The organism is Maridesulfovibrio pacificus (SeqCode), assembly GCF_048612815.1.
GTDB classification, from domain to species: Bacteria; Desulfobacterota; Desulfovibrionia; order Desulfovibrionales; family Desulfovibrionaceae; genus Maridesulfovibrio; species Maridesulfovibrio pacificus.
Genome location: NZ_JBLZNE010000002.1, coordinates 263,096 through 277,614, shown reverse-complemented (window position 1 = coordinate 277,614; position 14,519 = coordinate 263,096). Strand labels below are relative to the sequence as shown.

General features: G+C 49.8%; 10 protein-coding genes. 4 read left to right on the top strand and 6 right to left on the bottom strand.

Annotated elements, in window-relative coordinates:
* Positions 1–95: 95 nt before the first annotated feature.
* Positions 96–4,271 (bottom strand): acyl-CoA dehydratase activase, encoded by a 4,176-nt coding sequence (locus ACNI23_RS18695; RefSeq protein ID WP_420250783.1) that lies wholly within the window; start codon positions 4,269–4,271, stop codon positions 96–98.
* Positions 4,272–4,320: 49 nt separating this feature from the next.
* Positions 4,321–5,124: a glutaminyl-peptide cyclotransferase gene (locus ACNI23_RS18690; RefSeq protein ID WP_420250782.1), complete on the bottom strand. Its 804-nt coding sequence runs from the start codon at positions 5,122–5,124 to the stop codon at positions 4,321–4,323.
* Positions 5,125–5,303: 179 nt separating this feature from the next.
* Here ACNI23_RS18690 and ACNI23_RS18685 point away from each other — a divergent pair, with 179 nt between their 5' ends.
* Positions 5,304–6,284 carry a tetratricopeptide repeat protein gene (locus ACNI23_RS18685; protein WP_420250781.1) on the top strand — a complete coding sequence of 327 codons (981 nt, stop codon included), beginning with the start codon at positions 5,304–5,306 and terminating at the stop codon, positions 6,282–6,284.
* Here the strand turns inward: ACNI23_RS18685 and ACNI23_RS18680 are convergent.
* The 3 genes from ACNI23_RS18680 to ACNI23_RS18670 form a co-directional block, all read right to left on the bottom strand.
* Positions 6,281–6,943, bottom strand: coding sequence for a potassium channel family protein (locus tag ACNI23_RS18680; protein WP_420250780.1), 663 nt, complete (start codon positions 6,941–6,943; stop codon positions 6,281–6,283). The two genes, ACNI23_RS18685 and ACNI23_RS18680, sit on opposite strands and share 4 nt — an antisense overlap.
* Before the next feature lie 99 nt (positions 6,944–7,042).
* Positions 7,043–8,404, bottom strand: a complete 1,362-nt coding sequence (locus ACNI23_RS18675) for a TrkH family potassium uptake protein (RefSeq protein WP_420250863.1) — start codon at positions 8,402–8,404, stop codon at positions 7,043–7,045.
* A 139-nt stretch (positions 8,405–8,543) separates the two neighbouring features.
* Complete coding sequence (locus ACNI23_RS18670; protein ID WP_420250779.1) at positions 8,544–10,469, bottom strand: ATP-binding cassette domain-containing protein; 1,926 nt, start codon at positions 10,467–10,469, stop codon at positions 8,544–8,546.
* Between the two features lie 272 nt (positions 10,470–10,741).
* Between ACNI23_RS18670 and ACNI23_RS18665 the strand changes: the two genes are divergently transcribed.
* On the top strand, positions 10,742–11,143 hold the full coding sequence (locus ACNI23_RS18665) for an Hpt domain-containing protein (RefSeq protein WP_420250778.1): 402 nt from the start codon (positions 10,742–10,744) through the stop codon (positions 11,141–11,143).
* 82 nt (positions 11,144–11,225) lie between these two features.
* On the opposite strand, the gene ACNI23_RS18660 is transcribed toward ACNI23_RS18665, so the two are convergent.
* Positions 11,226–11,666 carry a flavodoxin gene (locus ACNI23_RS18660; protein WP_420250777.1) on the bottom strand — a complete coding sequence of 147 codons (441 nt, stop codon included), beginning with the start codon at positions 11,664–11,666 and terminating at the stop codon, positions 11,226–11,228.
* Between the two features lie 561 nt (positions 11,667–12,227).
* On the opposite strand from ACNI23_RS18660, the gene ACNI23_RS18655 reads away from it, so the two are divergent.
* On the top strand, positions 12,228–13,319 hold the full coding sequence (locus tag ACNI23_RS18655) for a bifunctional 3-deoxy-7-phosphoheptulonate synthase/chorismate mutase type II (protein ID WP_420250776.1): 1,092 nt from the start codon (positions 12,228–12,230) through the stop codon (positions 13,317–13,319).
* Entirely contained in the window at positions 13,319–14,404 is a 1,086-nt protein-coding gene (gene aroB / locus ACNI23_RS18650) for a 3-dehydroquinate synthase (protein WP_420250775.1), read from the top strand. Before ACNI23_RS18655 ends, aroB begins: the two co-directional genes overlap by 1 nt.
* Positions 14,405–14,519 lie beyond the last annotated feature (115 nt).

Sequence of the window (14,519 nt, the reverse complement as noted above, 5' to 3'; positions counted from 1 at the left end):
TCTCCCCCCAGACAAGCGTTTCCGCTTAAATTTACCCTGAGGGGTGGTAACATGACAGCTTGTGCTATATCAAGAAGAACTGATCTGGTGTTATTTTAAGATCTTCCAGTTTGTGACATACGTTTATGGAGCCGTTTTGCCTGTAGGCAGAATGCTTCCAGCCGTGCTTCGATCAGTTGCGGAAATGGATTACCGTCAGTTTCAATGGCCAGGAAGGGCAGCCGCGAGTCTTCCTCAAGTACGGACGTTGCCTTTTTGCCTGCTGATCCGGCCCGGAATTTCTCGCTGAGTACGGCTTCAGCAACACGCGAGGGCATGCATCCGAATGGTCCTATGGAGATCACTCCGCAGGATGGAGACATGATTTCATGCAGTGATGCCCCCACAGTCAGGATTGCCTCTCCGGTCAGCTGTTCGGAAATGTGCGGCTTGCCGTGGCTGACCACTTGGCGCACATTCGGTCCCGGATAGAAGAGCAGCCCGCTGTCAGCAAGGATGTGGCGGATGCGACGTTCAAAATACGATTTCACTCCTTGGGTGATCAGGGTCTTGACCCCGGCCTTGCCTTCAATACTATTGCGGTTCAGCCAGTCTGTGTATTTCATCCACTCCAGCACCGGAGCCACGCGGACAATAAAACCCTGCTCAGTAAGGATTTCCGGCAGGTTGCGCCTAGCTAAGGGATCATGGCGGACGTATATTTCACCCAGCAGTGAGATGACCGGATATTCCTGCACAGGCTTAGCCAGCTTGATAGTGGACAGATCGATAGCCGCTTTGCGCAGGGCTTTGGAAAATTGTTTCCAGCTGGCCATGCTGTCCAGCAATTCCTGACGTACCTGCCAGAAAAGTTTCAGGGCCGCGTCTTTGTCCTTTGCTGCTGCACAAATGGTGGCGTGGATGTCCTCAAGAATGGAACCGGCGACGATGCCCTGCCACATGCCTAGGGTGACACCGGTACTTAATCCACCATATCCGTCAGTGGAACTGGGTGCGAAAATTGCCAGATTCGGGATTTCCAAGCGCTCGATAAGATCGTTCATGAAAACGGAATACTGCCCGAAACGGCAAGGCCCTTTAGCCTTAGGCATCAGGAAAAGTGCTATTTCGTTTTTATCACGGTTTTCCAGATGTTCCAGCAAAGCTCCGGCTGTCAGCTGCAAGGGCAGGCATTCTTTGCAGGATGAATTGTTGCGGCCCATTTTCAGAGCGGCTTCACTGGCATGAGATAGCACCTTGTAGCGGATGTTATCGCGCTGCATGGAAGCGGCCAGAAAATCTGTGCTGATTTCGCCAAGGCTGGGAATAATCAAGGTTACAGTCGGATCATTCACCGCATGCCATTTGCCGCTGGAGTCAGTGATTCCGGTAATTCCGTCACGCACTTCACAGCTAGCGGCACGGAAAGGCCGGGCTACGGAATCCTGCGGTTCTTTCATACGTCTGAAACCATCCACAATATCGAGAAAGGCTTCGATGCGGGTTTCGATTCCCGCATCAGCGGTATGGCTGTCCAACTCAAGGGTCAGCGATGGCTTGCGGCCCATGACCTTGCGGAAATGACCGAGCAGGAATGAATCAGGGCCGCAGGAGAAATTGGTAATGTATGTGCCGAAAAGTCTGGGATGTTCTGCCACCAGTTTGGCTGCATCCATGATCAGTTCTCCGGTGGCCCAGTACATGTTCAGCTCATTGCCGCATTTTTCGCTGCGCGGGAGCATATCACAGGGAATGATTTCAACACCACGGGTGGCAAATTTAGCAGGGATTGATTTGTTGGCCCAAGAACTGAAAGCATTGTATGGCCTGCCGAAAAGGACCATGGCCTGTTGGCTTCTACTATTCAGTCCGGCCATAAATTCTTCACCCTTGATGCGCAGGTCGCTGAAGAATTGTTCTTGCTCGGCAATTGCCGCTTCAAGAGCATCCAAGGCTTGCTGAACATTTACTTTCAGTTTGGCAGCGGTTTGGAGCAGGGCCTTGCGCAATTGCTCTTCCCCGTTCTGCATATGGATGACCGGGATAAGCAGAGAACGCTTTTCCAACTCAGGGAAGGCTGATTTTAAATAATACGGTTCGCCCTGAACCAACACGCAGGTGCAGGAACGGTCACCGCTTTTAAGCGGCATGGAGCGCAGGTGGGGCAGGAAAATATGATCAGTCTTAAGCTTAAGCAGCTCACCAAGACCGCCGTGAGCAAGTTCCACTGGATGGCAGAAAGGTGCGCCTTTTTGTTCTATGGCATCGGGATCGAACTTTTCAGGCAGGCGAACTCCGAAGCCCATCTCTTTGAAAAATGTGTTGAAGAGCGGGAACCACGTATTCATGAGCAGGGAGCGGTTCATGCCGATGACCGGCTGACCTTCCTGCGGTTCGCTCAAGTCACGGAAAACCCGTTTCTCCCGCCAGAGCACAAGGTCTTCTGCGGGCTTGGTGTCCTTGGCTACCTTTGAATTATCAAAGCGGTTGCAGATGCCTCCAAAAGGAAAGGTTTTACCTTCGACTTCAATACGGGCAATGGTGCAGCCGAGATCACAATCCCGTCCGGCTCCTTTGCAGATGAAGGGTGATTTATAGCTGACTTCGCGCTCGGCGAGTTCTGCGGGGTCGAATTTTCCGGTAGCAATGCTTCCTTGTTCCGCTCGTTTTGCAGCTTCAAGGGCGACTCCGAAGGCTCCGGTCAATCCCGGATGGGGCGGGACGATGATTTCCTGTCCGGTCAGTGTAGCCATTGCAGTGGGGACGGCTTTATTGTAGCAAACCCCGCCTTGCATGAAAATTTTCTGTCCTACGGTGCGGTTGCCTTTAACGCGGTTGGAGTAGTTGATGCAGATGGAGTAGACCAGTCCGGCAACCATATCTTCCAGCGCAACACCTTCCTGCGCCGCAAGCTTAAGGTCTGAACCGATAAATGCAGCGCACTGGTCGTTGAAGTTGGGCGGATTAGTCCCCTTGAAGGCAATTTCAGCAATGTCGGTAACAGCAATGCCGAGTGTTTCCTTGGCACTTTCTTCGAGAAATGATCCTGTTCCGGCGCTGCAGGCTTCGTTCATGGCATAGTCACATGGTACCGAGTTTTTCAGCCATGTGTATTTTGCGTCCTGTCCGCCGATTTCGAAAATTGTATCGACATCAGGGTCGTAATGTACGGCGGCAGTGGCGTGGGCGGTAATTTCATTGATGATTCCGTCCGTTCCCGCATGCAGTCCGGCTATGTTGCGGCCCGATCCGGTTACTCCCATAATTTCGGCGGTGGTTCCGGCTGGGACCTGACTTGCCAGTTCAGCGTAAACCCTTCGTGATGCTCCGATGGGGTCGCCGTCCGTGCGCAAATAGCAGGAAGCAACAATCTCTGATTGTTCCAGATCAAGAAGGACGCCTTTAGTCGTGGTTGAACCTACATCAAGACCCAAGGCCAGTCTGTTACCGGAGATGAATTCCGCTTTGGAGCTTTCATGAAATTTTACGGAATCGGTATAGTCTTTAAGCGGCTGCAAGAAAGTGAACGCTGTGTCACCTTTGCGGATAATTGTGCGGCAGTCTTCGGGAAGGTTCGCACCGTTTTCAGCCGCCCAGATTGCCGCGCCTAGGGCTTCGAAGCAATGTCCGTTCTCGGGCAGAAGCAGTGACGGTATTTCGCGGCGCAGTTCATTGACCATGAATTTGTTTTGAGAGCAATTACCGATCAGGGCAACTTTCTCAGAAGGCAGCTTGCGCAGAAGCTCAATGCATTTCCCGGCCATCATGCGGGCGAGTCCGGCAACAACCGCTTCTTTTTCCACTCCCTTATTCAGGGCGTGGGTACAGTCGCTTTTACAGAAAACAGAACAGCGACCGGAGACTTTGTGCGGTTCGCTCATCTCCATGCCTGACATATCATTCAGGCTTAGACCCATGCGGCCCAATTGTTGAACCAGAAATTCCCCGGTACCGGAGGCGCATTTATTGCCGGTGTGTACGGTTTCCACCTTGCCGTCATTATCGAGCAGGTAGGCCATGAAGGTTTCCCCTCCGGCGCTGAGGACCGTACGGTAGCCGTCGTTTACGAAATTTTGATGTGCTAGGGCTGTTTCCAGGGCCTGCGGTTCTGAAATAGTCGGCAGGTCCAGCAGATGACGGAATTTGCGTCCGGTTACTGCCGCGTGGATATTCTCAGGCAGATCCAGTTCCTGCAAAGCTGTGATAACGGTTTGCGCGGGATTACCTTCGTGGTTCAGTGAAATTGATTTGAGTATTTCAATCCTGCCGTTATCGTTTCCGGTCAGAACCATGCTGACTGAGGAAGCTCCGGCGCAAATGCCCAGCGAAATTGTCATCTGATCAGTTTGAAGCGGGCTTATTTTCAAGTGCGGGTAGTTCAATTTCAAAAACCTTATTCCAGAATTTTCCGGTCACGAAGAGTCTTTTTTCAGCAGCATCCCATGCGATACCGTTAGCGGCTTCGGCATTTTTTCCGGCAAGGGGACGCAATGATGATATATCAAGCCAGAATATGACTTTTCCTTTCTCAGGATCAATGATTGCAATGCGGTCCTGTTTCCAGATATTACTGAAAATAAGGCCGTTTATGTATTCAAGTTCGTTAAGGCGATGGATGTTGGCAATGCCGTCGGTTATCCGCTGCCTTTTGATGCGTGCGAAATCATAGGGATCCCTGAAGGTAATCACTGACGAGCCGTCGCTCTGGTATAAGAACTGTCCGTCAGTGGTCAGTCCCCATCCCTGCCCTTTGTATTTGAAGAAGCCCTTGGGAGCAAGGGAAGCTGCGTCATATATGAAACATTTACCGGAATGCCATGTGAGTTGGTAAATTCTGTTGTTCCAGAAGCATATACCTTCGCTGAAAACTTTTTGGTCGTTCTTGATCATTATGCGCACTATGCCGCTTTCCAGCTCCACCTTGCGCAGCGAGGAACGTCCGCGCTTGCCTGTGCTTTCGTATAAGTAACCGTCGTGGTATAATAATCCCTGTGTGAAAGCCGTATCATCATGCGGGTACTGGTTGAGCAGTTTGCATTCGATGATAGGTGCGCCTATTCTTTCTCGGGCGTAGCTTTTTAGCCCGAAAAAGTGCAATATAAAGATGGCGGTAATTAGAATTAATATTGGGCGGTATTTGTTCATTGATGTGAAGCCTAGCTAATTTCCCTGTTAAGTTCCAGATACAGAAAGCTTCATTTTTCTTTAGGCACTGGAACTCTAAATGGAAATGGATTAAATGCCGATCAAGCTGGTGTAGATGAGGGGTCTGCAACAATATCAAGCCCGATCCTGTTTTCTTTGGATCTCCGGAGGCTTACTTCATGAGTGGTGAATCCTCATTATTTAATTATACTCCTCCTGTCGAGCAGGAAAATAAAGAGGAAACCGAATTCGTTACGGTGGTTTCCCTGCGTTCTGACTCGCATAAGATAAAAGGCAAGCAGTACTGGTTGGCCAGCAAGCTGGATGACGAAAGTTTTGAGCTGTTGCTTTTGAATGAAAACAGGGTTCCTTCGGGCGACCCAAAGGTGATCAGCAACGGGGAGTTTGCCGCCCATTATACTCTTGAACTGGATTACTATCAGCAGCATGTCCGTCCAGCCATGGAGCAGCAGGACAATAGATTGAGCAGGGGGGAGGCCCATCGTGAGCAGGGCGAGTTCTACAGCGCGGAGATGGAGTACGTCGAAGCTCTGGATGTGGATGAAAAGAATGTTCGCGCAACTTTCGGCCTCGGCCTGACCTATCTTGAGAAAGGAGATGTGGAACGGGCACAGGAGGTGTTTGCGAAAGTTTTGCAGCTCAAGTCTGCTTTTCAGACTGAGCATAAACATATGTTTAATGATTTCGGCATATCCATGCGTAAGAACGGCATGTACCGTGAGGCCTTACAGTACTACAACCGGGGAATCGATCTGGATAGTGACGATGAAAATCTTTTCTTCAATATCGCCCGCACCCATTACGAAGCAGGAGACTGGGAGAATTGCTTCCGTTACCTGACCATGTGTCTTGAAAAGAACCGCGGTGTTCAGGAAGCTCAGAAATTCTGCCATTATCTGATAAAGAAAACCGAAGAAGATGAATCCATGCTTCGCGAAATGGGAAAAGGGGAGAATGGCAAGACCCTGCGTAGCGACATCCTGAATCTGCTACGCAAGATGCAGGTTGCCGCCGGGGTGGAGCTGGATGATGCCATTGAAAAGACCCACGAAATCCGGGACCGCATGATAGCCCTTGAAGAAGAGGATATGCAGATGAAGGAAATCGAAAAAGATCTCTATAATGTAGATGATCTTTAATTGTCCGGTAGTTTAAGCAGGTTTTCCCGCGCCCCGATCATGATCAGCACATCATTTTCACCCAGAGGCTTATTTGCTTTGGGTACGAAGTTAAGTTCTTCCGATCCATTTTTGCGGATAGCGATGACCTGTACCTGATAATTATTGGTCAGGTCGAGGTCGATGAGAGTTTTGCCTGCCCAGTCCGCGGCCTGACGTTCTTTGATCAGAATGTCTTCACCCATGGACAGGTATTCGATCATGCCCGGAGTGGACAGCTTATAGGCCAGCTGTTTAGCTGCGAAATGTTCAGGGAAAACAACATAATCCACGCCCATTCTGCTAAGCACTTTCTTATGTGCCACGCTGATGGCTTTGACCCAGATCTTGTTGACCCCGATTTCCTGCAGGTTAAGAACCACCAGTACACTGGCTTCCAGCGAATCTCCGGTGGAAACCACCACGTAGTTGAAATCCTGAAAGCTGAGTTGCTCCAGCGTCTTGGGGTCGGTGCCGTCAGCCTGAAATACCTGTGCAAGGTAAGGCTTGGCTGCCTTGACCCGTTCTTCACTGGTATCAATGCCCACAACATTATGGCCGAGCTTGCGCAGGTTCAAGGCCAGCTCCAGACCGAATTTACCGAGGCCGATAACGCCTACTTCTATTTTTTCTTTTGCCATATTTTTATTGCCTCCGGCGGCTTAACCCCTTTTGCAAAAGGGGTTAAGAATCCCAAAAACTTTTATCAGGTCTTCGCCGAGTTGTATGTGAAATTTGTTTTAGCCCAACGGTAAATCATCTTCCGGCAATCTATAGCACGGCTCTTTCTGCCAGCTGTTGATAGCTGTCAGCAGCCATACAGGTCCCAATCTTCCTACGAACATCAGGGCTATTATGATTGATTTGCCCGGTCCGCTCAAGTCCGGCGTGACTCCGGTGGAGAGCCCCACTGTGGCAAAGGCTGAGATTGCTTCGAAGGTTATTTCGATGAAGTGTCCGCGCACTTCGCTGTGCGGCAGGTGGCTTCCTTCTGTTATGCTCAGCAGAATGATTGCCGAGCCGAGGATCACGCTGGCAATGGTCAGCAGGGTCAGGGCGCGGTTAACGCTTTCTTCAGTAAGGGCGTACCAGCCCACTTTGACCTGTGAATGGCCTTTGACCTTGGAAATAATGAAGCCAACCCATGTGCGGAAGGTGGTCGTTTTCAAGCCACCAGCACATGATCCAGGTGAACCGCCGATAAGCATCAGGCCGATCATGGTCAGCAGGGAAATATTGGTCAGCCCGGAAATGTCCACGGTATTGAAGCCTGCTGTGCGGCAGGTTACGGACTGGAACAACGCTGCAATTTCATTGACCACAGCACCTTTTACCACATGAACTTTAAAGCTTTCGGCAAAAAAGATAGCCAGCCCGCCGACTACGATCAGGAAAAGGCTTGTCTCCAGAACAATGCGGGTATGCCAGCTTAAAGTATGGGCTTTAATTTCACCTCTGCGTCTACGCACAAAGTTCATGAACTTTTGCCATAGCTCGCTCATGACATAGAAACCTAAGCCGCCCATGATGATCAGGGCCATGAAAACGGAGTTGATTCCCAGATGATCTTTCCATGTTGTCAGGCTGTCTGAGTAAAGCGAGAACCCCGCATTGCAGAAAGCTGAAATGGAATGAAAGACCGCCGAGAACGGATAGAATCCGGTCGGATCCATGCGGTTAAGCAGCAAAGCTCCCAGAGCTTCAATGGACAGCACCGCCGTGACCACGCCGACAATAAATTTGCCGATATTAAATGAAGGGTCATGGATCAAGGTCTGACTGACAGCTATCCGGTCCGAGGCACTGACTTTTTTACCCAGCAGGTAAATTACCAGACTGGCATAGGTCATAATACCCAGTCCTCCCAGCTGGATCAGGAAGAGAATCACGCTCTGTCCGGTCCGGCTGAAAAAGGTCCCGGTGTCCACTACAGCAAGTCCGGTTACGCAGACCGCCGAGGTTGCCGTAAAAACAGCATCAAGAAATGAAAGCTCCTTTCCCGGATGGCAAATGTCCAATTTCAGCAGCATTCCGCCAATCAAAATAGTAGCTAGAAATGCGTAAATGGGCACCCAGAAAGGAGAAGTCGCTTTGGAATTCATATAGTTGTATTTACGCTTGAGTTTAAAAGATGGCAAGAAAAGCCATTCACAAGACGTTCCATCGCGCCATATGCGAAGCTTAATAAAAGTTTTTGGGATTCTTAAACCCTTTTTGCAAAAGGGTTTAAGCCGCCGGAGGCTATGCTTTCCCTGTTCTTATTCTGTATTCTTCTAACTTTTCTTCCACTTCTTCCCAGCGCATAAATGTGGTTTCGTGCTCAGCTTCGAGGTTTTCGAGCTTGGCTTGGGCGGCGGCCATTTCTTCGCCGGACTTCTTATAGAATTCCGGGTCGGCCATGAGATTCTGCATTTCTTCGATTGACCCTTCCAGTTCTTCGATTTTGCCGGGAAGCTCGGTGATTTCAACTTCAAGTGCTTCGAATTCACGCTGTTCCTTGTAGCTGAGTTTTTCCGGGCGCGCGTCCTGTGCCTTTTTCGGCTTGGGCTTGGTCGCCTTGGGTTTTACCTCTTCTTCAGGCTGCTGACGCTGGCGTACCCAGTCATCGTAGCCGCCAACGTAATCGTTGACCTGCGCATTGCCTTCAAAGGCCAGAGTTCCGGTAACAACGTTGTTCAGGAATGCTCGGTCATGGCTGACGATAATCACTGTGCCGGGATATTCCATGATCCGGTCTTCGAGGAGTTCAAGGGTCTCGGCATCAAGGTCGTTTGTAGGTTCATCCATTACCAGCAGGTTGGAAGGGCGGGTGAACAAACGGGCTAAAAGCAGGCGGTTGCGTTCCCCGCCGGAAAGTACGCTTACCGGGGAGTTGGCACGGTCCGGGGAGAAAAGGAAATCTTTGAGATAACCCATGACATGCTTGTTGCGGCCATTGATGGTCACGGTATCGTTGCCGTCAGCAACAGAGTCGCGCACGGATTTATTCGGGTCGAGCTGCTCGCGGTGCTGGTCAAAGTAGGAAATTTCGAGTTTGGTGCCAAGCTTAACAGAACCGGAATCAGGCTTGAGATTGCCCAGCAGTACTTGGATCAGGGTTGTTTTACCTGCCCCGTTGGGACCGATAATCCCGACCCTGTCTCCACGCATGATGGTGGTGGAAAGATTCTTGAAGATCGGATTGTCGTCCCATGCGTAGGAAGCGTTTACGGTCTCAGCCACAACCTTACCGGAACGCGCTGCTTCCTGAATTTCGATGGTCGCTCTACCTGTTCGTTCACGGCGCTGCTTGCGTTCATCTCGCAGTTTTTTCAGCGCACGCACGCGGCCTTCGTTACGGGTGCGGCGGGCTTTGATACCCTGTCTGATCCATACTTCTTCACGAGCAAGTTTTTTGTCGAATTCGGACCAGTTTTTCTCTTCGGCATCAAGGAGTTCTTCCTTGCGCTTGAGAAAGGTGTCGTAATCACAGGACCAGTCTGCAAGGTTGCCGCGGTCCAGTTCAATGATCCGGGTCGCTATCTTGCGCAGAAACATGCGGTCGTGAGTGATGAAGATCAGGGTGCGGATGTTTTTGACCAGAAATTCTTCAAGCCATGCGATTGAGTCAATATCAAGATGGTTGGTAGGCTCGTCCAGAAGCAGGACATCCGGTTTGGAAGCCAATGCCCGGGCCAACAGTGCTCGCCTTTTCAAACCGCCGGAAAGTGTCTCAAAACGCATTTCTGCACTGAGCGACAGGCGGGATATGACCATTTCGATTGTGGTCAGAGCTTCCCATCCGCCGTGTTTCTCCATGATTTCTTCCACTTCGGAAAGCTTGGAAACATCTCCGCCATTGGCAACATCAAGACTGACTGTATGGTAGCGGGTCAGGGCATCACCCAGCTCGCCAAGGCCCCCGGCAACAACTTCGAAGATAGAGCCTTCCAGTGCCTCTGGAACCTTTTGGGAAAGGCGGGCTATGCTGACCCCTTTCTGATAAGAGATGTTTCCGCCGTCAGGCACAAGGTCTCCACTCATGAGGCGGAGCAGGGTGGATTTACCTTCCCCGTTACGCCCTACAATACAGATACGTTGACCCTCTTCCACCTGAAAAGAAACTTTATCCAGCAGCTGGGGGCCGCCGAAGGTCATGGAAACATCATTTACACTCATCAAAGCCATTAGTTTAACTCCGCACTATACTTGATTAAAAATATAATATAATTAAAGATAAGTATTATTAATTTCATTAGTATTCCAAACTTGAGGGCGGCAGTGTAGAATTTTGCCGCCAAAAAGGGAAGTCTGTTCCGAGAGCCTTAAAAGTAGTGCTTTGGGTTACAAGCTGTTGACGAAAGCTTAAGCTTAGGGCAGATAACCCATAACGTATCTCCTGCGGAGTCTTTTCATTTTGATTTTCAACCCCCGCTGTAAGAGCGGGCGGGATATATAATATGAGTACCGGCGATAGATTACTGGACATCTTTCAGGATGAAACATTGGAACGGCTTGATAATATCGAGACCGGCCTTTTGCAGTTGGAAAACAGCCCTTCTGACCTTACCCCGGAATTGATCAACTCAATTTTTCGGGACGCGCACTCTATTAAGGCCGGTTCAAACCTGCTTAAGCTGTCTGTCATTGAGGAACTTTCCCACAAACTGGAAAATGTTCTGGAAATGATTCGTTCCGAGGGATTGATTCCCACAGAACTGATCATTACAGCTTCATTGGAGTCAGTTGATAAATTGCGCTCCCTGACCGAAGATGTGCTCAACAGCAATACAAAAAGTATTCGCTTGCAGAAAACCATGCTTGAGGTTTCTGTGCAACGTGCACTGGCCGGTGAGAATTAGCTCCAAAGCTATGTAGAAAAATTTTAGCCCCCGTACTGAAAAATCAGTGCGGGGGCTTTCTTTGGATTAATGGGAATGAAGCTTAAATTTTGTCTGCTATTTCTGAACCCCAGCCGACAATCTCGTCGCGGTCCGGATCGCCGTCAATCTTAAGGCTGTCACCGACAACAACAGCCCCCATCTTTTCGAGCTTTTCTTCGATGGCATCTACTGCCCCGCAAAAATAAGTGTAATCGGAATCACCGCACCCGAAAACTGATACTTTCTTGCCTTTCAAGTCAGCGTTTTCAAGGGAGTCGTAGAGGGGGATGAAGTCGTCCTGCAATTCAATTTCTTCTTCGCCCCAGGTTGAGCAACCGAAGAGTACGATGTCGTATCCATTACCGAGATCGGCAACGCTGACCTCGGTAACATTTTTAAGTTCCACATCAATTTCTTTGTTCTCAAACGCTTCAGCCACGTATTCAGCGGCTGTTTCGGTATTTCCGGTAGTTGAGCCGTAAACGATCAGTGATTTGGACATGGTGTCCTCCTTATAAGTCTGTAATCGGTTTGATAACGTTGTGTTATTTTGTAGTGAGAGTGAAATTCAAAGTCAATGTCAATTTATAAAAATGTTAAGAAAACATGAAAATGTCAGCCAATAGGTAATTGAGTGTTTACGCCGCGCCTGAGTGGTGTTATGCACTCCTTAAGACTGACCGGTATATCTCGGTTCGACCCGCGCCATTAAATGGTCTGGCCAGCGTAGCGTTCTCAAAATGTTTATTTTGAGAAAAATATAATTTTATTGTTATCGTTAAATTCTTGTATATGAATTTAACTCGCTCTGAACCGTGCTATATCGGATCCTGCCTCCCCGGCAGGGTGCAAGGTCCAACTTCATTATAAATTGATATTGATTGCGTGAGATTGACATAATCTTCCGCGTTCGGTGCATTCCTTTTTATCCCGGCCGATTTTTCCTGCTGTTTTCTGCATAGTCTGTTATATTCAGATTTCATCTTTGCAGTATCTTTCCATTTAGCGCCATCAAACCGGCCCGGACTTCTTTTCAACTTCAAATACTATGGAGGTCACTACCATGAGTGTACAACTTGATGTAACCGGTTTGGATTCCTGGGGTTTCAACAATGATGGTCCGTTAATTATTGCAGGACCATGCAGCGCGGAATCCCGCGAACAGCTTCTTGAAACTGCCCGTGGTATTAAAGACAAAGGCGTGCATATCCTGCGCGCAGGTATCTGGAAGCCCCGTACCCGTCCCGGATGTTTTGAAGGTATGGGCGAGGAGGGCCTCAAGTGGCTGGTTGAAGCCAAAGAGGAAACCGGGCTGCCCATTTCCTGCGAAACTGCCACTCCTGAGCACGTGGAGCTTTGTCTTAAGTATGGTGTAGACATGATCTGGGTCGGTGCCAGAACCACTGTTAACCCTTTTGCGGTGCAGGCTTTGGCTGATTCCCTTAAAGGAACCGACATTCCTGTGCTGGTCAAAAACCCCATCAACCCCGATGTGGAACTCTGGCTCGGCGCACTCGAACGCATCAACAAGGCCGGTGTTACCAAGCTCGGTGCTATCCATCGCGGTTTTTCCTCCGCCCGTCCCAGCGAATACCGCAATGCTCCCAACTGGAGAATTTTCATTGAACTGCGCCGTCGTACTGACGGCATGCCTATCATCTGTGACCCCAGTCATCTTTGCGGTAAGCGTGAACTGATTCCCGCAGTGGCTCAGAAGTCCCTTGATCTCCTTTTCGACGGTCTTATGATCGAATCTCATATCAATCCTGATGTGGCTCTCAGCGACAGCAAGCAGCAGTTTACTCCTGAAGATCTCGGCAAAGTGCTGGACGCCCTTGAAGTGAAGTATTCCGTAGCCGAAGACAAAGAATTTGCTCTGCAGATGGAAAGCAAACGTGCCCGTCTTGAAGAAATTGACGATTCTATTGTTGAACTTCTTGCCGAGCGTATGGCTCTGGGCCGCAAGATCGGTAAAATGAAATGTGAGCGCGGTATTGCTCTCCTGCAGCCTGACCAGTGGAAGAAAACTGTTGAAAAGCGCACTCGCGAAGGTGTTGCTCGCGGAATGGATGAACATTTCATGCTCCGCATTTTCCAGTACATCCACGAAGAATCCCTGCGCCAGCAGGAATGCGTGCTGGCCGGGGAAGAGTAATGCCCACGGTCAATGTTGAACTGCGCGGTGAGTTCGATAATTCCTATGAGATCAGCGTGGACTACTCTGTCATGGATGAAGTTGTCGCAGACCTTAAAGCTAGGAAGTACGGACATACTCCGGTAGTTATCTGCGATGAAAATACCCGTGAGCTTTTCGGCCATTCACTGGTCGAAAAGCTTGCTCTTGCAGATGTTGATCCGTTGCTGCTCACTGTTCCCGCCGGGGAAACCAGCAAGTCCCTTGATGTTTTCGGTTCTCTGCTGGAAGCCATGCTCGAAGCCGGGATCACCCGTCAGGATGTTGTGGTAGCCCTTGGCGGCGGAGTGGTCGGTGATTTGTCCGGCTATGTTGCCGGGAGTTACATGCGCGGCATTAATTTCGTGCAGGTGCCCACAACTCTGCTTTCACAGGTGGATTCCTCTGTGGGCGGCAAAGTTGCGGTGAACATCAAGCATTGGAAGAATTATTGCGGCATGTTCTATCAGCCCAAGCGGGTATACACCAATATCTCAGCTCTTGAATCCCTGCCTGAAAGGGAAATTCTCAGTGGGCTGGGCGAAGTGGTCAAGACTGCTTTTATTGCTGACCGCAAGTTGGTTGATTACCTCTCCGCCAATGCGGATAAGGTCCGTTCTCTTGACCGCGAGGTTATGGCCAAGGTCGTGTCTCGTTGCTGCGAGATCAAGGCTGATGTTGTTATCCGTGATGAGAAAGAGGGAGGTGTGCGCCGCATTCTTAACTACGGTCATACCGTGGGCCATGCCATTGAAACATTCGCCGGATATAAGATTTCACACGGAGAGTGTGTTGCATGGGGCATGCGCATTGTTGCCCGGGCCTGTCATAAGGCCGGGATGCTCAGCGCTGAGGACCTAGCGTTGCATGAGGAACTCATGGACAAGCTCGGCCTTGCCACCGGAAAGCTCGATATTGAGCCAGCCAAGATCATGGAGCTCATGAAGAAGGATAAGAAGGTCAAGAAGGGGCAGGTTGTGATTGTCGGTCTTGATAGATTGGGCAATGCAGTTGTTCGCGAGGACTTTCCGCTTGAGTTGATTGAAGCTGAATTGAAGAATATATGAACTAATGAATACCTCCGGCGGCTTAAACCCTTTTCCAAAAGGGTTTAAGAATCCCAAAACGTTTTATTAAGCTTTGCTCTTTAGCTTAATAGGCTGTCAAAGAATAATATATTTG

Coding starts and splice junctions, on each gene's coding strand:
- ACNI23_RS18670 (WP_420250779.1), bottom strand. CDS start 10,469: ATGGCTTTGATGAGTGTAAATGATGTTTCCATGACCTTCGGCGGCCCC.
- ACNI23_RS18675 (WP_420250863.1), bottom strand. CDS start 8,404: ATGAATTCCAAAGCGACTTCTCCTTTCTGGGTGCCCATTTACGCATTT.
- ACNI23_RS18680 (WP_420250780.1), bottom strand. CDS start 6,943: ATGGCAAAAGAAAAAATAGAAGTAGGCGTTATCGGCCTCGGTAAATTC.
- ACNI23_RS18685 (WP_420250781.1), top strand. CDS start 5,304: ATGAGTGGTGAATCCTCATTATTTAATTATACTCCTCCTGTCGAGCAG.
- ACNI23_RS18665 (WP_420250778.1), top strand. CDS start 10,742: ATGAGTACCGGCGATAGATTACTGGACATCTTTCAGGATGAAACATTG.
- ACNI23_RS18660 (WP_420250777.1), bottom strand. CDS start 11,666: ATGTCCAAATCACTGATCGTTTACGGCTCAACTACCGGAAATACCGAA.
- aroB (WP_420250775.1), top strand. CDS start 13,319: ATGCCCACGGTCAATGTTGAACTGCGCGGTGAGTTCGATAATTCCTAT.
- ACNI23_RS18695 (WP_420250783.1), bottom strand. CDS start 4,271: ATGGTTCTGACCGGAAACGATAACGGCAGGATTGAAATACTCAAATCA.
- ACNI23_RS18690 (WP_420250782.1), bottom strand. CDS start 5,124: ATGAACAAATACCGCCCAATATTAATTCTAATTACCGCCATCTTTATA.
- ACNI23_RS18655 (WP_420250776.1), top strand. CDS start 12,228: ATGAGTGTACAACTTGATGTAACCGGTTTGGATTCCTGGGGTTTCAAC.